Origin of the sequence: Comamonas avium (assembly GCF_014836675.1) — a bacterium.
In the GTDB taxonomy this organism is placed as follows: Bacteria; Pseudomonadota; Gammaproteobacteria; order Burkholderiales; family Burkholderiaceae_C; genus Comamonas; species Comamonas avium.
Window position 1 is genome coordinate 121,121 of the sequence record NZ_JACSQK010000003.1, and the last position, 22,358, is coordinate 143,478.

Below are 22,358 nucleotides of genomic sequence, written 5' to 3' on the forward strand. Positions count from 1 at the left end.
AAATCTGAGAAAGCACGCAGTTATCATCAGCACTCCATGCTTGAGCAACAAATCCAACAGCATTTCATCGACAGCGCCGACTTGAAGTACCAGTCCGCGCAGACGTTGAGTTTGCCCATCTCTTCGGCCGTTCAGGCCTTGCTGGCCTGCATCACAGGCGGCGGCAAAATTTTGGCCTGCGGGTCGGGGGCATCTGCCAACCAGGCGCAGATGTTTGCCAGTCTGTGCGTGAGCGGCTTTGAGCGCGATCGCCCGGAGCTGGCGGCCCTGGCACTGACATCAGACAGCGGCTTTCTCAGCGCAGGCTCTGGTGCAGCGAATTTGTCGAACCACTACGTGGCGCGGCAGGTACGGGCACTGGGCCAGGCCAGTGATGTGCTGCTGGTCATCTCTATCAGCGGCCATGAAAGCAGCATGCTGGAGGCCGTAGAAGCCGCCCATGAGCGCGACATGATGGTGGTGGTGCTGACAGGGCATACAGGGGGGGCACTGGCTGGACGTGTGCGGGAGACCGATGTGCTGATTTGTGTACCCCACGAACGGCCAGCACGTGTGCGCGAAGTGCATGACTTGGTACTCAACTGCCTGTGCGATGGTGTTGATACCCAATTACTAGGCGAACAGGAGTCGTAATGAAAGAACAGTGGCGTCGAACAGGTTTGGCCATCGTGGCTGCGGGCATGCTGGTGGGGAGCCTGTCGGCTTGCGTGCCATTGCTGGTGGGCAGCGGCGCGGTGACGGGTGTATTGGTGGCATCTGACCGCAGAACTTCTGGCATGTACCTGGAAGATCTGCGTATCGAGCAAAAGGCAGCGTCTTTGATCAGAGATGTTCTGAACAATGGCGAGCGCGTGAGCGTCACCAGCTTTAACCGTCTGGTGCTGCTGACTGGAGAGGTACGTACCGCTGCTGAAAAAGCGCAGGTAGAGCGCATTGTGGCGGGCGTAGAAAACGTGCGCACCGTGATCAATGAGCTGGAGGTCGTGCCCTTTATCTCTTCCATCGCACAGCGCAGCAAAGACACGTTCATCACCAGCAAGGTCAAGGCCAGCATTTTGGATGCCAAGGACTTGCAGGCCAACACCATCAAGGTGGTGACAGAGATGAATGTGGTCTATCTGATGGGCATCCTGACACCGCGCGAATCCAAGCGTGCTGCAGAAATTGCACGCGGTGTGAACGATGTACGCAAGGTAGTGCGTGTGTTTGAGACGATCACGGAAGAAGAACTTGCCAGCTACCGGACCACTCCGGCACCCGTTGAGCAAGACCCTGCAGCTCAAAACTAAAACTAAAGAGCAGGACGCAAAAAACCCGGCATAGCCGGGTTTTTTTGTGATGGCAGCGGTGGCTACATGATGCGAAAGTGCTCAGTACCAGCGGCCAGATCGGTATTTTTGACGCGTTTGCTGTGCAGCTTGATTTGCAGGCGCAGGTCGTTGACCGAGTCTGCACTGCGCAGCGCATCTTCGTACATGACGACCCCGCTTTCATACAGCTCAAACAGCGATTGGTCAAAGGTCTGCATGCCCAGCTCACGGCTGCGCTTCATGATTTCCTTGATCTCCACCACATCCCCCTTGGCAATCAGGTCAGAGATCAGCGGGGTGTTGAGCATCACTTCCAGGGCGGCTACGCGGCCTTTACCGTCTTCACGGGGCAGCAGGCGCTGAGAAATCATGCCCCGCAGGTTGAGCGACAAATCCATGAGCAGCTGTTCGCGTCGTTCTTCCGGGAAGAAGTTCACGATGCGGTCCAGCGCCTGGTTGGCGCTGTTGGCATGCAGCGTTGCCAGACACAGGTGGCCGGTTTCAGAGAACACCACGGCATGCTCCATGGTTTCGCGGTCTCGAATTTCTCCCATCAAGATCACATCCGGGGCCTGGCGCAGCGTGTTCTTGAGGGCGGCCTCCCAGCTGTCCGTGTCCAGTCCCACTTCGCGCTGCGTGATGATGCAGTTCTTGTGGGGGTGCACAAACTCAATCGGATCCTCAATGGTGATGATGTGCCCTTGGGAATGCTCGTTGCGCCAGTCCACCATGGCGGCCAAAGAGGTGGACTTGCCAGAGCCAGTAGCACCCACAAAGATGCACAGGCCACGCTGGGTCATCGCCACATCTTTGAGCACTTGCGGCAGGCCCATGGAGTCAATGGAGGGAATGGTTGCCGGAATGGTTCGCAGCACCAGACCGACACGGCCTTGCTGGATGAAAGCGTTGGCACGAAAGCGGCCAATGCCGGCAGGCGAGATCGCAAAATTGCACTCTTTGGTGCGCTCAAACTCAGCCACCTGCTTGTCGCTCATGATGGAGCGCGCCAGTGACATAGTGTGTGCGGCCACCAGCGGCTGATCCATCAGGCGGATGACCTTGCCATCGACCTTGATGGCGGGCGGGAAATCTGCCGTGATAAACAAGTCACTGCCCTTGCGGGCCACCATGAGCTTGAGGAGGTCGTTAATAAATTTACTGGCCTGATCGCGTTCCATGTCGCTGTCTCCAATAGCCGGGGTTAGCCGGGGAAGTTTTCAGGCGACTTGGCCTTGCCACGTGCCTCTGCGGCGCTGATGATGTTGCGGCGCACCAGCTCTGTGAGGTTCTGATCCAGAGTCTGCATGCCCGCATTGCTACCGGTCTGGATAGCGGAATACATCTGTGCAACCTTGCCTTCGCGAATCAGGTTGCGGATAGCGCTGGTGCCCAGCATGATTTCATGGGCTGCCACGCGGCCACTGCCATCCTTGGTTTTGCACAGTGTCTGTGAGATCACGGCCTGCAGCGATTCAGACAGCATGGCGCGGACCATTTCCTTTTCTTCAGCCGGGAACACGTCGATCACACGGTCAATGGTTTTTGCGGCGCTGGAGGTGTGCAGCGTGCCAAACACCAGGTGGCCCGTCTCGGCGGCAGTCATGGCCAGACGGATGGTTTCCAGGTCACGCATTTCACCTACCAAAATGCAGTCCGGGTCTTCGCGCAAAGCAGAGCGCAAAGCGGTGGAAAAGGAGTGGGTCATGGGGCCCACCTCGCGCTGGTTGACCAGGCATTTCTTTGAATCGTGCACGAATTCGATGGGGTCTTCCACCGTCAGGATATGCCCGTGCTGGCTGTTGTTGAGGTAGTCCACCATGGCCGCCAGAGTGGTTGACTTGCCCGAGCCTGTGGGGCCCGTGACCAGTACCAGACCACGCGGTTTGAGTGCCAGGTCCGCAAGAATCTTGGGTGCATTCAAATCCTCAAGGGTGAGGATTTTGCTGGGAATCGTGCGGAAAACGGCTGCCGCGCCCCGGTACTGGTTGAACGCGTTCACACGAAAGCGTGCCAGCCCAGCAATTTCGAACGAGAAATCCACCTCCAGATTCTCTTCATACGCTTTGCGCTGCCCGTCCGTCATGATGTCGTAGACCATGCCGTGTACCGTTTTATGGTCCAGCGGCTCTACGTTGATGCGGCGCACATCACCGTGCACGCGAATCATGGGCGGCAAGCCTGCCGACAGGTGCAAGTCCGATGCTTTGTTCTTTACGCTGAATGCCAGCAGGGTGGTAATGTCCACAGCAGTTTTCCCTCTCTAGGTGTCGCGTTCGCTGCAGCGACGCTTTTTATGGGCGACTTCGTGTCAGCAGTTTGGCTGGTTTGGTACGCTCGACAAGATTATGACCACGATTGCAAACAAGCTACAAAGCGTTCGCGCGCAGATTGCCGACACATGTCAAAGGTGCGGCATACAGCCCACAGCAGTGGCATTGTTGGCGGTCTCTAAAACCTTTCCTGCCGAGGCGGTCCGCGAAGCGGCCCTGGCGGGACAGCGTGCTTTCGGAGAGAACTACATCCAGGAGGGTGTAGAAAAGATCGCCGCCGTGCGCGCCATGAAAGATGTGCGGCCGCTGCAGTGGCATTGCATTGGCCCGATTCAAAGCAACAAGACCAGGCTGGTTGCGCAGCATTTTGACTGGGTGCACACCGTTGACCGTGAGAAGGTGGCGCAGCGCCTGAGTGAGCAGCGCCCTGATGATCTGGCACCGCTGCAAGTGTGCATTCAAGTGAACGTGGATGGCGGGGCCACCAAGTCTGGCTGCTCCCCGCAAGAAGCGCTGGCTCTGGCCCAGAAGATTGCGCAATTGCCGCGCTTGCAGCTGCGCGGGGTGATGAGCATTCCTGATCCGCAGGACTCGGACGAAGCCATGCTGGCCATTCATCGCAAGGTGGTGCAGGTGTTTGAAAGCATTCGTGCCTCAGGCATTGCTGGTGCAGCGCAGCTCGATACCGTCAGTCTGGGCATGACGGCCGACATGCACACCGCGATTGCTGCTGGCAGCACCATGGTGCGCGTGGGCAGCGGCATTTTTGGTGTGCGTGACTACAGCACCAAAACCTGAGGCCCCGTGTCAGTTGATGTGGCACAAGCACGGCCCAGTGTTTGCCCGTGTTGTGTATACAAAAGATGTGAACACGCTCGCTCAGAAAAAGACGGCATGCTAAGCTGGATTCCATAGATAAGGCAGTGAATGACTGCCGAAAATTTGGAGAAAACATGCCCGGACTTTTGCCTGATATCGATCCAGATGGACTGCTGGAATTTTCGGTGGTCTACACCGATCGTGCGCTCAACCACATGTCCAAGCGCTTTACCGGCGTAGTGCAAGACATTCTGGGCACCCTCAAAGAGGTCTACAACGCGCACACTGCTGTGCTGGTGCCCGGCAGCGGCACATTTGGCATGGAAGCCGTGGCACGCCAGTTTGCCAATGGTGAAAAGGTGCTGATCGTGCGCAATGGCTGGTTCAGCTATCGCTGGACGCAGATTTTTGACACCGGCAACTTTGGCCTGGGTGGCGGTGCCGTGGTCTGCAAGGCACGCAAGCAAGGCGCGGGCAGCCAGGACCCTTGGGCACCGTGTGCCGCGCAAGATGTCGCGGCCGCCATTCGTGCAGAAAAGCCCAAGGTGGTGTTTGCCCCCCATGTAGAAACCGCCAGCGGCATCATGCTGCCTGACGACTACATTCGCACCATCAGCGATGCCGCCCACGAAGTCGGCGCCTTGATGGTGCTGGACTGCGTGGCCTCTGGGGCCATGTGGGTGGACATGGTCAAGACGGGTGTGGATGTGCTGATCTCTGCCCCCCAAAAGGGCTGGAGCAGCTCACCCTGCTGCGCCATGGTGATGCTGTCTGAACGTGCACGGCAGGCCATTGACGGCACGCAAAGCTCCAGTTTCTCGTGCGATTTGAAAAAGTGGATGCAAATCGCTGAAGGCTACGAAAAAGGCGCTCACGCCTACCACACCACCATGCCCACCGATGCACTGGTGCGCCTGCGCGATGTGATGCTGGAGACCCGAGCCTACGGCTTTGCCAAGGTGCGCCAAGAGCAGATAGAGCTGGGTGACAAAGTGCGTGCGCTGCTGCAGGCACGCGGTTTCCCCAGCGTGGCAGCAGAAGGCTTCAAGGCACCGGGCGTGGTGGTCAGCTACACCACGGACCCAGGCATTCAAAGCGGCAAGAAGTTTCTGGAGGTTGGTTTGCAAACCGCTTCCGGCGTGCCGCTGCAGTGCGATGAAGGGCCTGACTTTCAAACTTTCCGCATTGGATTGTTTGGTCTGGACAAATGGCACAACGCCGATCGCTCGGTGGGCCACCTGCGCACTGCGCTGGATGCCATTGGCGTGCCGCCAGCCAAGGCATGATGGCGGCTTTCCGTGCAATGAAAGTGCCACCCATGAAAACACCATTGTTTGTGATTGCCGCCACCAGCCTGATGGCCTGGGGTGCGGCCCATGCTGCGCCCGAAACTACCGCCAGTGGCCTGGTCTACGAAGTCATTACCGAAGGCAAGGGCACACAGCCCAAGGCCACGGATACCGTGCGCGTGCACTATCGCGGCTGGTTTCCAGAGACGGGCAAGGAGTTTGACAGCTCGATTGCGCGTGGTGAACCCATCGACTTTCCGCTGAACCGCGTCATTCCCTGCTGGACCGAAGCAGTGCAGAAAATGAAGGTCGGCGGCAAGGCCAAGCTCACGTGCCCACCCGCCATTGCCTACGGCAGCCGTGGCGCAGGGCGCGCCATTCCACCCAACGCCACGCTGAATTTTGAGGTGGAGCTGCTGGGCGTGCAAGGCAAGTGAACATCTAAAAAATGAGCTGTTAGCGTTTATGTAGATTGATTTTCAGATATAAAACACTTTGAAATCACCTTCTATCAAGCGCTTATAGATCATTTAATTGATGATATGACGCAATCAAAAAAGGGAGGCATAGCCTCCCTTTTTTGTGGATAGGTGATCGCTTAGAACGTCACATTGGCAGAGAGCCAGAGCGTACGGCCGGGCAAGGTGGTGCCTGCGACGGACGCGCCGCCTTGGAAGTACTCGTTGACCCAAGTTGGTGTGCCGTTCAGATTCACTTGACGGAACTTGCGGAAATCCTTGTTGAACAAGTTGAAGATGTTGGCGTTGAGGCTGACGTTCTTCGAGACTTGGTAGGAGCCACCCAAGTGGAACAGATGGTAGGCCTTGATGTCGCCCACGGCTTGGTAGATGGCCAGGTTGTTGCCTGTCAGGCGCTCTGGGGCGCCCGTGAAACGTGGGCTGCCACCACGGTACTCGCCACGCAGCCACAGGCCCCACTTGTCGGTAGGCTTCCAGTCCAGTTGCAAGCTGGCAATGTGCTTGGCAGTATTGGCCAGTTGACCGTTTTTGATGCCAGCTTCAATGACTTCGCTCTTGGTCCAGGTGTAGCCAGCTTTCATGCCCCATTGCGGGTTGAATTGAACACGACTGCTCAACTCCAGACCCCAGGTCTTCGCTTCATCCACGTTGATTGAATAGGTTGCAATAGGGTTGGCGCTGCAGCTGGAAATGAAGTTCGCTGCGCAGTCACCACCGCTGCTGATCTTGTCTTTGACCTTGTTGTGGAAAACCGTGGCAGAAGCTGTCACACCGTTCAAGCTGTCGAACAGCGCGGAGAATTCGGTGCTGGTGCTGGTTTCAGGCTTGAGATTGGGGTTGCCAATATTGATGGTGGCACCTTGGCCACTGACACCGCTGACGCCATCAATCAATTGATTCAGGCGCGGTGCACGGAAGCCTTGGCTGACACCGCCCTTGAAGGTCCACTGGGAGCTGGCACCCCAAACCAGATAGGCGCGGGGGCTGAAATTGCCACCAAATGCGTCGTGGTGGTCATAGCGGCCACCCAATGTTGCTGTAAGGCTGTCGGTCAAGCGCCATTCGTCTTCGGCAAACAGGGACCACATGGTCTGATTGTGCTTCTCGGGCAGCAGTCCATCGGTCAGCTTGGCATCCCACCACTGAGCGCCTGTGGTCAGTACATGGGCATCGCCCAAAGGTGCAACCAGCTTGGTATCCAGCACTGTATTGGTGGTCTTGAGTTCACGGTCGGAGCCTCGGCGTGGATCGCCGACGGGAACCGCAGCACCTGGGATCGTGCGGCCTTCGGTTTCAGTCACTGTGCGCATCAGGCTGCTTTCGACAGTGGCAAAACCAAGACGACTGGTATGTCCCACCGACACTTCATCACGGTTGAAGCGCAGCGCATCTTTGTAGCCTGGAGGGGATGCATTCACTGCATCACGGTTGCCCAGACGTCCGTCTTCATTGTTGTACCAGGTGCGACCTTGATCCACATCCAACCACAGATCGTGCTCTTTGGTTGGAGTCAGCGTCAGGCGTGCACCAATACTGTGTTGGCGGCTTTCTGCTGGTGCGGGATTGCGTGCGCCGGCGGGTTGTGCCGCGCCCGGTGTCAGCACCCAGTCTGATGCTTCACGGCGGTAGACACTACCGCGCACAGCCAGGCCCAGTACGTCTTTCTTGATAGGGCCGCTCAGATAGATGTTGGCCTTGTTCTCTGAGCCCCATTCGCTTTCCTGGGGAATGCCTGTGCTCACACTGACTTCGCCGCCCCATTCTTTGGCAACTTTGCGCGTGATGATGTTGATCACACCGCCCATGGCGTCAGAGCCGTACAGCGTAGACATGGGGCCGCGAATGATTTCAATGCGTTCAATTGCAGAAACAGGCGGCATGAAGCTGTTGAGTGCAGCGCCAAAACCATTGGGGGTGACATCGCCGGCCACATTTTGGCGACGGCCATCAATCAGGATCAGAGTGTAGTCGCTGGGCATCCCTCGGATGCTGATGTCCAGACCACCAGTTTTGCCGGTGCCGCCCATCACGTCGATACCTTCAACGCCTTGCAGCGCTTCGGCCAGATCACGGAAGTTTTTTTGCTCCAGCTCTTGACGTGTCACCACGGAAATAGAAGCAGGCGCCTGCTTGAGCTCTTGCTCAAAACCCGAGGCAGAAACCACCACTTCAGACATGGTCTGGGTGGCTTGCTGGGCGCTGGCAGAGGCGCATGCTGCGGCAGCCAAGGCCAGCAAGGTGGGCCGAATCAAAAATGGAGATGAAATTTTAGACATAGCAATTTCTGCCAGATAGTCTGGCTTCAAAAGGATGGAGAAATTGGAGCTGCGATGCGACGTGATCGCGCAGGCTATGTCCGAGTTATGAATTTTTGTATGGACGTTGGATTCCTCGATTATCGCGTTACGAATGTGAATACTTCTCAATAAGACCTTGTTTACCTTGATCTGTTGCATGAAACAAACGATCGGCAGATCACTGCCTCCATGCCTTTCACAAGCACTGCTCCTACCTTGATCGGGTATCGAGCGCCTGCACTGGCGCGGTTTGAAGGGCTTAGGCTAGGCAGGGCAAGGAGATTGCCGGATGCCTCAAGGCCAGACTGTTTCTATCGAACTACGCCGCGCCAAGCGCTGGGCCGGGGTGCTGCTCATCGCGGTATCGATGGTGTTTGTGTCTACCCATTTTTTGCCTGCCACGTGGGGCGTGCGCTGCATCAAAGCGATGGCCGAGGCCGCAATGGTGGGCGCGCTGGCCGACTGGTTTGCCGTGACGGCACTGTTCCGGCGCATTCCTTTGCCACTGGTGGGGCGGCACACGGCCATCATTCCACGCAACAAAGACCGCATTGGCCAGAATCTGGCGCACTTTGTGCGCGATAAATTTCTGGATGCGCCTTCCCTGATTGCGCTGATGCGCCAGCACGACCTGGCACAGCACATGGCGCAGTGGCTGCTGGAGCCGCGCAATACCCAGTTGCTCGGGCAGCAGCTGGCTCGCATGGCCGCAGGTGCTCTGGAGATGGTGCAAGACAGGCAAGTGGAGCGCTGGCTCAAGCGCACGGTGCGCAGCGCCCTGTCGAAGGTTGACCTGAGCCAGTCGATGGCCACGGTGCTGTCTGCCTTGACGCACAAAGGGCAGCATCAGGCGGTGCTGGATGATGTGCTGGTCAAAATTTCGGAGGTACTGCGTGAAGAACGCTCACGCACTTTCATGGCAGAAACAATCGTGCAATGGCTCAAGCGAGAGCATCCGCTCAAGGAGAAGCTGCTGCCCACGGATTGGCTCAGTGACAAAGGCGCGGATGTGATGGCCGAGGCTATTGATAGCGTGCTGGCCGATATGGCGCACAACCCGCAGCACCGTTTGCGTGAGGCATTTGATCGCCAGCTGCTGCAGTGGATTGAACGGTTAAAGCACGACCCCGCATATGCAAAAAGGGGCGAGCAGATTCGCCATTACATGCTGCACGATGAAAAAATGTCCAGCTACCTGCACAACCTGTGGAGCCGCATGCGCAGCAAGCTGCAGGCAGACCTAGGCAATGAGCATTCACGGGTGGCGCGCAGGCTGGCGGGGGCAGGGCAGTGGCTGGGGCAGTCGCTGGCGCAAGACGCCGCATTGCGTGCATCGATGAACGAGCGGCTGGAGCGCTGGGCGCATAGTCTGGCTCCTGACGTTTCACAGTTCATTGCCAAGCATATTCAAGACACTGTGCAGCGCTGGGATGCCAAGGAGCTGTCTGCGCTGGTGGAGCAGCATATTGGCAGAGATTTGCAGTTCATTCGCATCAACGGCACCCTGGTTGGCGGCGCGATTGGACTGCTGCTTTTCTTGATGGGCGTCTGGCTGGGGCCTGCACCGGCTGCGCTGTAGTACAGGCAGGCACGGTGTGCAGATCATGGGCCTGGCGCTCATGCATGGCCGGCCAAGATGGCGTGTTTCAGGTGCAGCGGCCATGGCAACGCCGCATTAAAAAAGCCTGCTGCGCAGGCAGCAGGCTTTCAGGCATCGCACAGTCAATAGTCTGTGGCAGCGTGTCGCTTAGAAGCGGCCGGTGATCGACGCATAGTATGCGCGGCCCAGTTCGTTGTAGGAAGCGGCACCAGCGCCGGAGCTGTTGGACTCGCGCAGCAGACGCTTGTCGGCCAGATTGGTGATACCGAAGTTCAGCGAATAGTCCTTGCTCAGCTTGTACTGGGCACCGATGCCAAACAGCGCATATGCACCGATTTCCTGCAACTGGTTGCCTGTGGACACTGCGCCGCCGGTTTGCACGGTGCGTGGCTCCTGGCGGCCATAGAACGTGGCGTTCAACTGGGTCGAGAAGACATCGTTAACTTGCCAGTCCAGCGTGGAGTTGACGGTGTACTTGGGAATCACGGACAGAGGCTGGTTATTTTCCTTGTTGTGGTTCTTGAGCATGTAGGTGAAGTTGTTCACCAGCTTCAGGCGGCTGCCATCCTTGCCATCCAGAGGAAGGGTCAGGTTACCCTCAACCCCCTTGACGATGGCCTGGCTGGCATTCATCCACTGGAAGACCTGCGATGTACCGACCACGATGGGGGTGCCATCGTTCATCTCGGAGTAGATCTTGTTCTTGTAGTCGTTCTGGAAGTAGCTCAGGCTGGCGTCCAGACCGTTGTGGTTGGAGTAGGCAAGCCCCAGCTCTTTGTTGACACTGATTTCTGCCTCCAGATCCGGGTTGCCGACAATGTAGCAACCAGCTCCCATATTGGGCGAGTTGACCGGGCAGCCGTTACCACGGGTGTAGTACAGGTAGTTCTTGTTGGTCTGGTACAGGTTGGGCGCCTTGAACGCCCGTGCAATACCGCCCTTGACCTGCCAGCTGTCATTGACCTGGTAGGTCGCGTTCAGGCTGGGGCTCCAGTTGTTGCCCGACTGGCTGTGGTGGTCGAAACGCACGCCGGGAGTCAGGATCAGGTTCTGGAAGGGCTCAAAGTTGTCTTCAACGAACAGTGCAAAGTTTTGCGCATCTGCTTTGCCGCTGCGCTCGCCAGCGCTTCCGACCAGACCGCCAATATTGTTGCCGCCCGTGCCAGTGCCCTGTGCCATGGCAGCGGCGTCATTGAGTTTTTCATTGCGGTACTCGAACCCGCTGGTCAGCATGTGCGAAGTGCCGCCCAGTGTGAACGGGGTGTTGACTTCGCCGGTCAGGAAGTAGTTGCCCAGTTTGGACGAGACCTTGTCATTTCCGCTGGTAATCGAGCCTTCTGGGCCGCCTGCCAGGCCGACTGGGTTTTGCCAGCGGCGGGTGTTTTCATACTGGAACAGCAAGCGCGAAGTACCCCAGTCCCAGGTGCCGCGGTGGGCCAGACCAATGGTGTTGCGGTTGGTGCGATTGGTTTCTTCGCCAATCAGCGACTGGCGGATGGGGGCGTTGGCATCAATGCTGACCGGGGTTTCACCCGCGTAGATGTTGGTCTGGCGGCTGGCTCCCAGCTCCAGCTCCAGCACTTGGCGGGGTGTCAGGTCCCAGCGCAGCAGGGCATTGATGTCCTTGTTGTTGACACCTTCACGGCCTGCGGGCGCAATCACCGATGTGGTGTTGGATGTGCGGTTCAGATCGGGGCTGTCTGCATCGGTCTTGGCCATATTGCCAAAGAGGCGAAAGGACAGGTTCTCTGCCAGAGGGCCGGACAGGTTAAAGCTGCTGCGCTTGGTGTCGCCTTCGTTGGAGTCTTCCTGGAACTTGCCGTAAACCGTGACGGAGCCTTGCAGCTTGTCTGTGGGCTTCTTGGTGATGATGTTCACCACACCACCCGAAGCGCCAGAGCCATAGCGGGCAGCCGCTGGGCCACGAATGACTTCAATGCGCTCAATCGCTTCTACAGGCACCCAGTTGGAGTCGCCACGGGTGTCGCGCTCGCCGCTGCGGCCCATTTTTGCGCCATTGCGCGATTGCACGGGCTTGCCGTCAATCAGGATCAGGGTGTTTTCCGGGCCCATGCCACGGATGTCAATCTGGCGGTTGTTGCCGTACTGGCCCGAGGCAGAGTTGCCAGTCAGGTTGACGCCGGGCATGGTGCGCACCAGCTCGGAAATGTCGTTAGCGGGTGCGCGTTCGGTGAGTTCTTCCTGCGTGATCACCGAGACGCCGAGCGCTTGCTTGAGTTCTTGCTCGGCGGTGGCGCGCACCGTGGTTTCTCCCAGGACGGTGTCCTGAGCTTGAACAAATGTGTGTGCGGCCAGCGTGACTGCGGAGAGTACGAAAAGCTTGGAAGTTCTGGAATGCGACATTTCAAAAAAATCAATAGTTAAATAGGAATTATTCGCATCAGATTGTAATCACTCGAAATATGAATAAGAGTGATTCTTGTTATATTCATGGTGTTTGTGGCGCATTTGTCACGATCACCTCTAAGTGCCTGACATTTCCCCTCGCAAGAGGTGCGATGCATTCAGGCTCCAGCAACCTGTCTAGAAGGAGGGCATGCGCCCATGACCATCTCAAACCGCAAAGCATCACGCCGTTACTGGCTGGCTTGTATTGCTGCCGGCGCTTGTGCTTTTGGCTCTGCGACATGGGCCGCTTCGCCCGCAGCAACCTCGGTGGTGCACGCCATGGGCAGCACTTCAGTACCTGCAGCCCCCAAGCGGGTGGTGGTCTATGACCTGGCAACGCTGGACACCATGCAGGCGCTGGGCATTGCAGTGACAGGCGTGCCCAAGGCGCAGTTTCCGCAGTACATGGCGGGTTATGGTGATGCCAAGTACACCGTGGCGGGCACGCTGTTTGAGCCCGATTACGACGCGCTGAGCAAGATCAAGCCCGATCTGATCGTTGTGGGTGGCCGCTCGGCAGCCAAGTACGAGGCACTGAGCAAGATTGCCCCTACGGTGGACTTCACCGTGAAGGGCGAGCACATGCTGCAGGACATGGAGCGCAACATCACGCAGATGGCCAACCTGTACAACAAGCAGGCACAAGGCAAGGCACTGGTTGCCAAGATTCACCAGGCCGTGGGCGAGCTGCGCAATGTGTCAAGCCAGGCTGCGCCGGGCTTGCTGTTGATGGCGGTGAACGAGCGCATCATGCCGAATGCGCCAGGCTCGCGTTTTGGATTCCTGTTTGACACCCTGGGTGCCCGTTCTGCCATCACAGCCAAAGACGTACCTGCACGGGGCACGGCCTACACCTTTGAGGATGTGGCCAAACTCAACCCGCAATGGATTTATGTGATTGACCGCAACACGGCCACGGGCTCTGCGGCCGGTGGTGGCGAGATCATTCCTTCGCAGAAGGTGTTTGACAACGCACAGATCAAAAATACGGCGGCTGGCCAAAAAGGGCAGGTGGTGTTTTTGGACCCCAAGGGCTGGTACTTGATGGGCAGCACTGGCCCAACGGCCTTGCTCGGCAATGTGGCGCAGCTCAAGCAGGTGTATGCCGCAGCCCAGCGTTGAGGGCTCAGCGCCAAGCGCTGTGCGAGAAAAGCGTGTGTGAAGGTTGCTTCGTTAAAAAAAGCGGCCTTCGCTTATCAGGCAATCGTTTTAGATATAAATCTATATGAAAACTAAGAGCAGCCAGTGATGGGTGCTCTTTTTTTATCGTTTACGCGTCGTCGCGTGCCTGCTGGGCGGCGGCCTGTGCGTCTTGCAGCAGGTGTTCACCAATTTGCTTCCAGGCTTTGGCGGCGTCGTGCTCAATTCCAGATGCTGGTTGCTGTTTCGCAATCGCAATAAGTTGCAGCCGCAGCAAGCAGTACAGCTCAATGAGCTGTTGGCGGCCAATCAGCGATTAGTGACGGTATATGCCTTGTGTGACGAGTCTGGTCGCGCTGGTGTGAGCAAGCACATCAAAGCAGCATTGGGGCACTGAGCAGGTTCGTTCAGAGCCTGCACAGCTACCTGAAGATTCGGTCAGTGTTCCCCCGGTGATGTGCGATGAACCTTCTTATTTGGAGGTGCGATGCTTTTATGCTCCCCAGCGTTCAAGGGCTCTGTACGTCATTCCTGGTAGGGGCCGTTGTCGGCGCTGTAGCCCATCAGCCCTGAAATGCGGGTTGTGATGCTGTGAACGATGGCCTTCACTTGCTCCAGCGAGGGGCTGGCCTGCCCGTCGATGCGTTCGATATGTGGCACGTTGAGCGCTGCAATGACCTGACCGGCACTGCCCATGACTGGATAGGCGACATTGGTGACACCGCGAATCTGGCGGCTGTCCATGACGGCATGGCCGCGCTCGCGCACTTGGCGCAGTATCTCGAACAGCTCGCCGGGGTCCATGGCTAATTCACCATCGACCTTGATGTGCGCGGCCAGCATGCGCGCGCGCTCCACCTCATCGCGGAACGCCAGCAGGACATGACCGGATGAGGTATCCGTCAGCCCCATCATGACGCCGATCTTCAGCCCGAAGGACCAGCGTTCGGGGCTGTCCACCTGCGCGATCACCACCACCCGTCCGCCTTGGTACATGGCCAGGTGGCACGATTGGCGCGCGCGGTGGGCCAATTCACGCAGGAGCGGCAGCGCAACGGCAATCAGCGAGCGCAGTGGTCGCTGGCGGTGCGCCAGTTCGAACATTTTGAGCGACAGCGTGTAGCGGTCTCCACTGTCCACCATCACATAGCCACGGCGCTCCAGCGTCACTGCCATGCGGAAGATTTCGCTCACGCTGCGCCCGAGCTTTTGGGCGATTTCATTGAGGGTGCAGCCATCCATAGAGTCGGCAAGCACCTCAAGGATGTCCAGTCCCTTGTCCAACGCGGGGGCGTTGTAGCGCGGGCTGCCGCGTTCGGCGCCCAGGTCTTCATCGGGAGAGTCTTTGGCGGGTGTAGTCATGCTGGGGGGATGATACCCGCCGTTTTGGCGGCCCGTTGGGCGGATATGGCCCGCTGAAGTGAGCTGCCAGCGTAGATAAATCCATGATTTCAGGAATTTTCAATACTGAAATATAGAAATAAAAAGCGCTGCAGCTATGGTTTTATATCTTCTTTGATAGCAGGCAGTTTTTGTCTGAAGGCCGGAGGTCGGAGCCGGTGCGCACCCCCATGTCTTGTGGTGGCAAGATATGGGGGAAAGCAGCACTTCTGCCGTCGGTTATCCGGCAGAACTTTCCGCACGCTTGCTTTCAAGCACTTAATTGCTTGCGCTGATTGCTATGTCTTTTATATCAAGCCAGTTCGCGCGACCAAGCGCGTGTTGCCTGCTGCTGCTCGCCCAGGCCCTGAATGCTCAGGCGCATGGTGTCGCCAGCCTGCACGTAGACAGGGGGCTTTTGCCCCAGTCCAACGCCGGGCGGAGTGCCGGTGCTGATGATGTCGCCGGGCAGCAGCGACATGAATTCACTGATGTAGCTCACCAGCTTGCTGACCGTGAAGATCATGGTGCGGGTGCTGCCGTTCTGGTAGCGCTTGCCGTTGACATCGAGCCACATGCTGAGGTTCTGCGGGTCGACCACTTCGTCGCGCGTCACCATCCACGGGCCAATGGGCGAGAAGGTGTCGCAGCCCTTGCCCTTGTCCCAGGTGCCGCCGCGCTCCAGTTGGTATTCACGCTCGGACACGTCGTTGATTACGGTGTAGCCGGCTACGTAGTCCAGCGCCTCGTCCTCGCCCACGTAGGAGGCCTTCTTGCCGATGACCACGCCCAGCTCCACTTCCCAGTCGGTCTTGACCGAGCCGCGCGGGATGACCACGGTGTCATTCGGCCCGATGATGGATGAGGTGGGCTTCATGAAGATGATCGGCTCGGCGGGGATCGGCGAGTTGGTCTCTGCGGCATGGTCGGCATAGTTCAGGCCCACGCAGATGATCTTGCCGATGCGCGTAACGGGCGGGCCGTAGCGCACGGGGCCTGGCACCGCAGGCAGTGTGGCGGGGTCGATGGCTGCCAGTTGCTGCAGTGTCTCAGGCGACAGCGCAGCGCCGTCAATGTCTGCCACGTAGGTTGAGAGGTCGCGTACTTGGCCCTGGGCATCGATGAGTCCCGGTTTTTCCTGACCTGCCTGGCCGTAACGTACCAATTTCATGCTCTTTCTCCTTCAGAGTAGGTGTCTGTTGCGCTGCCTGTACAACCGGTACGGCCCATCGGTGGGGGCTCCGACAAGGGACGTCTCCCTTTGGGGGGGAGGGTATGAAGCGCCTCAGAGGGTTTAATTCGACCAGCCGCCATCGATCATATGGATGGTGCCGGTGGTGAATGCCGATTCATCGCTGGCCAGATAGACCACCAGCGCAGCCACTTCTGCGGCGCTGCCCACGCGGCCAATGGGCTGGCGGGCCACGAAAGCGGCGCGAATGGTGGCCTCGTCGGCGCCAGCCTGTTCGGCCTGAGCTCGGATGCGGCTTTGCAGTGAGGGCGATTCGATGGTGCCGGGGCAGATGGCGTTGCAGCGTATGCCCTGCTGCACATAGTCCGCCGCTACGGCCTTGGATAGGCCGATTACCGCTGCCTTGGACGCGCCATAGACAAAGCGGTTGGGTACGCCCTTGACGCTGGATGCGGCGGAGGCCATGTTGATGATGGACGCGCCGCCGCCAGACAGCATGGCTGGCAGGTACGCGCGGATGGTGCGATACATGGCCTTGGCGTTCAGGTCGAAGCTGAAATCCCAATCTGCCTCTTCGCATTGCAGGATGCTGCCGCTGTGTACGAAGCCGGCGCAATTAAACAGTACATCCACCTTGCCTGTGCGCGTGGCAAAGGCCTGCACGGAAGCCGTGTCGAGCACGTCCAGCCGGGCGGTCTTCAGTCCGGTCAGGCCTTCCTTCGCGGCCTCGGTGGCCAACTCGGCCAGCGCCTGCTCATCCACATCTGTGGCCCATACCGTGGCGCCATCATGCACCAGCGCCAAGGCGCTGGCCCGGCCAATGCCCTTGCCTGCGGCGGTGACCAGGGCCGTTTTGCCTTCTACACGTTTCATTGCTGCTCCTTTGGCTCTGCAAATCATTAAAAGTGAAAAACGATTTCTTATATGAAATCAAATTTCACCAAGATGTGCAATGTATCTAGGCAAGAAATGCAAAAGAATCAGTAATTTCCCTTAAGTAAGCTGCGTAAGTAGAAGGCAAGGGTAAATGCCATTATTTTTATTAGCAAAAAATGATTTCATATAAAAGAAGCGCCCGAGATCACCATCCGCTGAAGCTGTACTCATACGCTGGACTGCGTTGATTGGATGGCATGGGTGCGGTTTTTGTAGTTCTTTCACAGAGATGTTTTATGAAAATCAAACGCACCATTGAAAAAATTCCTGGCGGTATGATGCTGGTTCCCTTATTGCTCGGGGCCGTGCTGCACACTTTCTGGCCCGGCACTGGCAAGTACTTCGGCTCGTTCACCAACGGGTTGATTACCGGCGTTGTCCCTATCCTCGCGGTCTGGCTGTTCTGCTTGGGCGCATCCATCCACATTCGTGCCACCGGCACAGTGCTGCGTAAATCCGGGGCGCTGATCGGTGCCAAGGTCGGCATGGCATGGCTGGTGGCGCTGGTGTTGTCACGCTGGCTGCCCATTGAAGGCATACAGTCGGGCTTTTTCGTCGGCCTGTCGGTGCTGGCGGTGGTAGCGGCGCTGGATATGACCAATGCGGGCCTTTACGCCTCCTTGATGGAGGAGTACGGCTCCAAGGAGGAAGCTGGCGCTGCGGTGCTGATCGGCATGGAGTCCGGTCCACTGGTGACCATGATCATCCTAGGATCGACAGGCCTGGCCGTCTTTGAGCCACAACTGCTCGCGGGCGTGATCATTCCCTTTCTGATTGGTTTCACGCTTGGCAATTTGGATGAGGAGCTGCGCGAATTCTTCTCCAAGGCCACACGCATCCTGATTCCATTTTTCGCGTTTTCGCTGGGCAACACCATCAACCTGAGCGTGATTGTGGACACCGGCCTGCTGGGCGTGCTGCTAGGCGTGGCTGTGATGGTGGTGTCGGGCACGGCCTTGGTGGTGTCGGACATTGTGTTGGGCGGTGGCCGCGGCACTGCCGGCATTGCAGCTTCCAGCACGGCGGGTGCTGCGGTGGCCACGCCCCACCTTGTGGCCCAGGCCGCGCCTCAGTTCGCCCCTTCGGCCCCTGCCGCTACGGCCCTGGTGGCCGCCTGTGTGGTGGTGACGGCCATCCTCACGCCCGTTGTGACAACGTTGTGGGCGTCGCGTGTAGCGCCACGACTCCAGCGCTGAGCCGCTGATCACCGAAAGCGCAATCAAAAGGGGAGCTGCTTATGCGCTCCCTTTTTTTGTGGTGGCGTTGCACGACATCCGCACTTGCAGATTCTGCATGGCCTGCGAGGCAGGCTGCTGTGGTTGAGGTCGTGAGCAAAATTGGAGACTGACTCCATCACATCGCTGGGAGCTTTTTACGAAGATGTGCCCCTTGAAAAGGGGCTGCTTACTCTCTTTGAATCAGCGTGGACGCATTCAAACTATTCAAGAACAAAGCGCTATCAGCGCTGGGTGCTCTTTTTTTATCGTTTACGCGTCGTCGCGTGCCTGCTGGGCGGCGGCCTGTGCGTCTTGCAGCAGGTGTTCACCAATTTGCTTCCAGGCTTTGGCGGCGTCGTGCTCGCCCGAAAAGTGGTGGCAGCTGGCCGCCGTCATGGCGATGCGGCCATTTTCTGGGTCCAGATCAAAGGCCAGCTCGCATTGGGCTGCAGCGTTGCTCCACATGAGCAAGGCGTTGGCAGAGTCTTCTTTTTGCAGTGCGTAGGCTTCGGCCATCCAGGCCTGTGCCAGGCGGAAAGCCGCTTCGGTGTGGTTCAAATCAGCCTGATGGGCAAGATAAAAGTGCTTGCCAGCTTCTTGCCACAGTGCGCGGGCGCGCTGGAAATCGGTGGTGGCTGCCTGCTGGGCCTGCTCGACCAAGGCGTTGCCCGAGTTCAGGTGTTCTTCAAAGCTGAGTTCAGTCATGGTGTGCGAATAGGAAAGGCGATCTGCATGAACCCGGCATTGTGGCGCGATGCCTGAAATCGCGTGCGTTGCAAGCTTTCTGCCTGGGCGTTCTACACCGGTAACCAGCGCTGCCAAAAGCGTGTGCGCGCAGTTGCAGTTTCTTTGGCACCCAATGTCTGCAAAAGTTGTTGCAACTCTGTGCGTTCGTACTGCCGCGCGGCTTGCAAGGGGGTGAGGCTGCCAAGCTGTGCGGGCAGGTTGGGGTTGGCACCGTGCGCAAGCAGCAGGCGCGCCACTTCGGTGTGGCCGTGGATGATGCTGATCACCAGTGCCGACAACATCACCTCAGGGTGCTGGTAGTTGGCATCCACACCTTCGCTCAGATGAAAACGCACACAGTCCACATCGCCGCGCTCGGCGGCCATGTACATGTCTTTCCAGTCTCCGCCGCCGCTGGCCATGGGTGCTCCTTGGAAGTGATTGGCTGCACTGTAAAAGCAAACATGGCTCGCGGCTACAGGGCTTGCGCGAAGAAGCGCCGGTCAGCGAATGGGTGAAAAGTTCTTTTCAATACCGCCGTGCGCCCAAGGCCTCAACGACATGGTTTCCCTGACAAGACACGCCGTTGCATGTACTGGTTTTAGGTAAGTTCTTTACGGGGTTTTTGCTGTGGTTTGACCAGCAAGACTGGGTGCAGCGAAGATGGGGCTGACCCAGCCTGATACGGCCTCTTTCATTGAATTTTTTGCGAGCCAGACCATGACACAGACATCGCGACGCAGCATTCCCTCCAAGGTGCCATCCCTGGTCACTCTGGCCTGCCTCAGTGCGCTGGCAGGCAGTGTCATGGCCGCGCAACCCGACTACCCCGATGCCGCAGCCAGCGACCCCGCCAAGCTGGGCTGGATGGTGGGCTCGCCACCGCCAGCAGACCGCATTTTGCGTTTTGACGATGGCTCGTACTTTCAGTTTCCCGCCATGCGCTGGAGCGTGTCCCATTTTCGCCAGTTGATGCCCACGGTGAACGTCTCGCGCGGCTTGGGTGCCCCGGTGGCTCTGCCACGAGCGCTGCGCAGCGATATTGACGCGGTGACGTTTATCCCCACTGGCTCAGACAGGCCCATGACGTGGCAGCAATCGCTGCCCGTCAATTACACCGACGGTATCGTGGTGCTGCACCGGGGCAAGGTGATCTATGAGCGCTATTTCGGGGTACTGAAGCCAGACGGCCAGCATGCCGCCATGTCGGTCACTAAATCGTTTGTCGGCACCTTGGCCGCCATGCTGGTGGCCGAAGGCAAGCTCGATGCTGCGCGGCGTGTGGCCGACTATGTGCCTGAGCTGGCCACTTCGGCCTTTGGCAGCGCGACGGTGCGGCAGGTGATGGACATGACCACCGGCATTCGCTTCAGCGAAGACTATGCCGACCCGAAAGCCGAAGTCTGGGCGCATGCCGCAGCAGGCAATCCGCTGCCCAAGCCGGCCGATTACAGCGGCCCGCGTACGTACTATGAATTTCTGGAGACCGTGCAGCCCGAAGGCAAGCATGGTGAGGCGTTTGGTTACCGCACGGCCAATACCGATGCGCTGGGCTGGGTGCTGGCGCGGGTCACGGGGCGTTCGGTCGCGCAACTGCTGTCAGAGCGTATCTGGAGCCGCCTGGGCACCGAACAGGACGCGTACATGAGTGTGGACTCGATTGGCACACCATTTGCGGGAGGTGGCCTGAATCTGGGGCTGCGCGACATGGCACGCTTCGGTGAAATGGTGCGCAATGGCGGTGTGTTCCATGGCCAGCGCGTGCTGCCAGCCGCAGCCGTGGCAGACATTCGCCGCGGTGGAGACCCTGCCGCCTTTGCCAAAGCGGGCTACACGCAGCTGCCCGGCTGGTCGTACGCCAATATGTGGTGGGTTACGAACAACGACCACGGCGCTTTTGCTGCACGCGGGGTGCATGGGCAAACCATCTATGTGGATCCGAAAGCCGAGATGGTGATTGCCCGCTTTGCCTCGCACCCGGTGGCTGCCAATGCGGCCAGCGATGCCACGTCGCTGCCGGCCTACCACGCGCTGGCCTTGCACCTGATGCAGCGCAGCAAGGCAGCAGCGCGGTAGCGGCCTGTGCGGGGTGCGCTCAGGCCATCTGGCTGATGGTTTTGCGAAAGCGCGCCAGCGACAGCGCAAACAGCACGGCCCCGATCACGGCCAGCGCCAAAAAGGGCTTCCACACCACTTCCAGCCCCGCGCCGCGGTACAAAATGGCCTGGCCCAGTTCTACAAAGTGGGTGGTGGGGGCCAGCAGCATGATGTTCTGCACAAGTTCAGGCATGGACTCGCGCGGCGTCATGCCCCCCGACAGCAGTTGCAGCGGCAGCAGTGTCAGCACCATCAGCAGGCCGAACTGCGGCATGGAGCGCGCCACGGTAGCCATGAAGATGCCCATGGCCGTGGTGGCAAACAGGCACAGTGCCGCCCCGGCCATGAACAGCGGAATGCTGCCTTCAATAGGCACCTGCAAAAAGCCACGCACCACCAGATTGAGAGAAACGCCAGCCGCCAGCAGCACTACGGCACCCATGGACCAGACTTTGGCCAGCATGATTTCGGTGGGCGTAACAGGCATGACCAGCAAGTGCTCAATGGTGCCGTGTTCGCGCTCGCGGATCAGGGCCGCGCCGGTCAGGATGATGGACAGCATGGTCACGTTGTTGATGATCTGCATCAGCCCGCCAAACCAGATCTTGTTCAGCGAGGGGTTAAAGCGGGCACGCAGCTCCAAGTCCACCGGCAGTGTGCTGGCGCTGCGGTGGCGCTGGGTGAACTCGTTGATCTCGGCCAGCACGATCTGCTGGATGTAGCCACTGCCTGAGAAGGCCTGGCTCATGCGCGTGGCATCCACATTCAGCTGCAGCTGTGCTTTCTTGCCTGCCAGCACGTCGCGCTGAAACCCGGGGGGAATGATCAGCGCAAAAGTGAAACGACCTGCATCCATGCCGGGGTCTACCTGCTGCCATTGCATCATCTGTGGCGGCATGAACTGTGGCGGGTAAAAAGCCGAGGCAATGCGTGCCGACAGGGGCGACTGGTCCTGGTCCACGATGGCAATGGGCGCGTGGTGCAGCGTCTCGGGCATGGCCGATGCGGAGGTGTAGACCGATGCGGTGAAGGTGTAGACGATGAGCACCAGCATCACCGGGTCACGCCACAGGCTCCACAGTTCTTTGATGCCCAGGCGCCAGATGTTTTTCAAGCTATGCAGCATGGCTGTCTTTCCAATACTTCACAGGAGCTGCCCCGCAGCGGCAGGCAGGGGGAGGGCGTGCAGCGACTCAT

20 protein-coding genes are annotated in these 22,358 nt (G+C 58.6%); 9 read left to right on the forward strand and 11 right to left on the reverse strand.

Annotated features, from left to right (window positions below):
• Positions 1–36: 36 nt before the first annotated feature.
• Positions 37–633, forward strand: a complete 597-nt coding sequence (locus H9646_RS05900; protein WP_191722425.1) for an SIS domain-containing protein — start codon at positions 37–39, stop codon at positions 631–633.
• Positions 633–1,289 carry a BON domain-containing protein gene (locus H9646_RS05905; protein WP_191722426.1) on the forward strand — a complete coding sequence of 219 codons (657 nt, stop codon included), beginning with the start codon at positions 633–635 and terminating at the stop codon, positions 1,287–1,289. The genes H9646_RS05900 and H9646_RS05905 overlap by 1 nt, the downstream gene beginning before the upstream one ends.
• Positions 1,290–1,351: 62 nt before the next feature.
• On the opposite strand, the gene H9646_RS05910 is transcribed toward H9646_RS05905, so the two are convergent.
• On the reverse strand, positions 1,352–2,488 hold the full coding sequence (locus tag H9646_RS05910) for a PilT/PilU family type 4a pilus ATPase (RefSeq protein ID WP_191722427.1): 1,137 nt from the start codon (positions 2,486–2,488) through the stop codon (positions 1,352–1,354).
• Positions 2,489–2,511: 23 nt separating this feature from the next.
• The gene (locus tag H9646_RS05915; protein WP_191722428.1) at positions 2,512–3,555 is read right to left on the reverse strand and encodes a type IV pilus twitching motility protein PilT; all 1,044 of its coding nucleotides are present in this window, start codon (positions 3,553–3,555) and stop codon (positions 2,512–2,514) included.
• A 100-nt stretch (positions 3,556–3,655) separates the two neighbouring features.
• Here H9646_RS05915 and H9646_RS05920 point away from each other — a divergent pair, with 100 nt between their 5' ends.
• From H9646_RS05920 to H9646_RS05930, 3 genes are all read left to right on the forward strand, one after another.
• The gene (locus H9646_RS05920; RefSeq protein ID WP_191722429.1) at positions 3,656–4,378 is read left to right on the forward strand and encodes a YggS family pyridoxal phosphate-dependent enzyme; all 723 of its coding nucleotides are present in this window, start codon (positions 3,656–3,658) and stop codon (positions 4,376–4,378) included.
• 155 nt (positions 4,379–4,533) lie between these two features.
• Entirely contained in the window at positions 4,534–5,685 is a 1,152-nt protein-coding gene (locus tag H9646_RS05925; protein ID WP_191722430.1) for an aminotransferase class V-fold PLP-dependent enzyme, read from the forward strand.
• Between the two features lie 32 nt (positions 5,686–5,717).
• Positions 5,718–6,125, forward strand: coding sequence for an FKBP-type peptidyl-prolyl cis-trans isomerase (locus tag H9646_RS05930; protein ID WP_191722431.1), 408 nt, complete (start codon positions 5,718–5,720; stop codon positions 6,123–6,125).
• A gap of 161 nt (positions 6,126–6,286) precedes the next feature.
• Here the strand turns inward: H9646_RS05930 and H9646_RS05935 are convergent, their stop codons facing one another.
• A complete protein-coding gene (locus H9646_RS05935; protein WP_191722432.1) occupies positions 6,287–8,443 on the reverse strand; it encodes a TonB-dependent receptor domain-containing protein in 2,157 nt (718 codons plus the stop codon).
• A gap of 310 nt (positions 8,444–8,753) precedes the next feature.
• Here H9646_RS05935 and H9646_RS05940 point away from each other — a divergent pair, with 310 nt between their 5' ends.
• On the forward strand, positions 8,754–10,043 hold the full coding sequence (locus H9646_RS05940) for a DUF445 domain-containing protein (RefSeq protein ID WP_191722433.1): 1,290 nt from the start codon (positions 8,754–8,756) through the stop codon (positions 10,041–10,043).
• Between the two features lie 168 nt (positions 10,044–10,211).
• Here H9646_RS05940 and H9646_RS05945 read toward each other — a convergent pair whose 3' ends face one another.
• On the reverse strand, positions 10,212–12,428 hold the full coding sequence (locus H9646_RS05945) for a FepA family TonB-dependent siderophore receptor (RefSeq protein WP_191722434.1): 2,217 nt from the start codon (positions 12,426–12,428) through the stop codon (positions 10,212–10,214).
• A gap of 201 nt (positions 12,429–12,629) precedes the next feature.
• On the opposite strand from H9646_RS05945, the gene H9646_RS05950 reads away from it, so the two are divergent.
• The gene (locus H9646_RS05950; protein WP_191722435.1) at positions 12,630–13,595 is read left to right on the forward strand and encodes a siderophore ABC transporter substrate-binding protein; all 966 of its coding nucleotides are present in this window, start codon (positions 12,630–12,632) and stop codon (positions 13,593–13,595) included.
• 148 nt (positions 13,596–13,743) lie between these two features.
• Here H9646_RS05950 and H9646_RS05955 read toward each other — a convergent pair whose 3' ends face one another.
• The 4 genes from H9646_RS05955 to H9646_RS05970 form a co-directional block, all read right to left on the reverse strand.
• The gene (locus tag H9646_RS05955; protein ID WP_191722436.1) at positions 13,744–13,890 is read right to left on the reverse strand and encodes a hypothetical protein; all 147 of its coding nucleotides are present in this window, start codon (positions 13,888–13,890) and stop codon (positions 13,744–13,746) included.
• Between the two features lie 248 nt (positions 13,891–14,138).
• Positions 14,139–14,975 carry an IclR family transcriptional regulator gene (locus H9646_RS05960; protein ID WP_191722437.1) on the reverse strand — a complete coding sequence of 279 codons (837 nt, stop codon included), beginning with the start codon at positions 14,973–14,975 and terminating at the stop codon, positions 14,139–14,141.
• 331 nt (positions 14,976–15,306) lie between these two features.
• On the reverse strand, positions 15,307–16,164 hold the full coding sequence (locus H9646_RS05965) for a fumarylacetoacetate hydrolase family protein (protein WP_191722438.1): 858 nt from the start codon (positions 16,162–16,164) through the stop codon (positions 15,307–15,309).
• Between the two features lie 123 nt (positions 16,165–16,287).
• Entirely contained in the window at positions 16,288–17,058 is a 771-nt protein-coding gene (locus tag H9646_RS05970; protein ID WP_191722439.1) for an SDR family oxidoreductase, read from the reverse strand.
• A gap of 299 nt (positions 17,059–17,357) precedes the next feature.
• Here H9646_RS05970 and kdgT point away from each other — a divergent pair, with 299 nt between their 5' ends.
• Positions 17,358–18,317 carry a 2-keto-3-deoxygluconate transporter gene (gene kdgT, locus H9646_RS05975; protein WP_191722440.1) on the forward strand — a complete coding sequence of 320 codons (960 nt, stop codon included), beginning with the start codon at positions 17,358–17,360 and terminating at the stop codon, positions 18,315–18,317.
• Between the two features lie 291 nt (positions 18,318–18,608).
• Here the strand turns inward: kdgT and H9646_RS05980 are convergent, their stop codons facing one another.
• Both H9646_RS05980 and H9646_RS05985 read right to left on the reverse strand, forming a co-directional pair.
• A complete protein-coding gene (locus H9646_RS05980; RefSeq protein WP_191722441.1) occupies positions 18,609–19,043 on the reverse strand; it encodes a hypothetical protein in 435 nt (144 codons plus the stop codon).
• 92 nt (positions 19,044–19,135) lie between these two features.
• Positions 19,136–19,486, reverse strand: a complete 351-nt coding sequence (locus H9646_RS05985) for an ankyrin repeat domain-containing protein (RefSeq protein ID WP_225214019.1) — start codon at positions 19,484–19,486, stop codon at positions 19,136–19,138.
• 385 nt (positions 19,487–19,871) lie between these two features.
• Here H9646_RS05985 and H9646_RS05990 point away from each other — a divergent pair, with 385 nt between their 5' ends.
• Positions 19,872–21,140, forward strand: a complete 1,269-nt coding sequence (locus tag H9646_RS05990; protein WP_191722773.1) for a serine hydrolase domain-containing protein — start codon at positions 19,872–19,874, stop codon at positions 21,138–21,140.
• Between the two features lie 19 nt (positions 21,141–21,159).
• On the opposite strand, the gene H9646_RS05995 is transcribed toward H9646_RS05990, so the two are convergent.
• Positions 21,160–22,287: an ABC transporter permease gene (locus H9646_RS05995; protein ID WP_191722442.1), complete on the reverse strand. Its 1,128-nt coding sequence runs from the start codon at positions 22,285–22,287 to the stop codon at positions 21,160–21,162.
• Positions 22,288–22,358 lie beyond the last annotated feature (71 nt).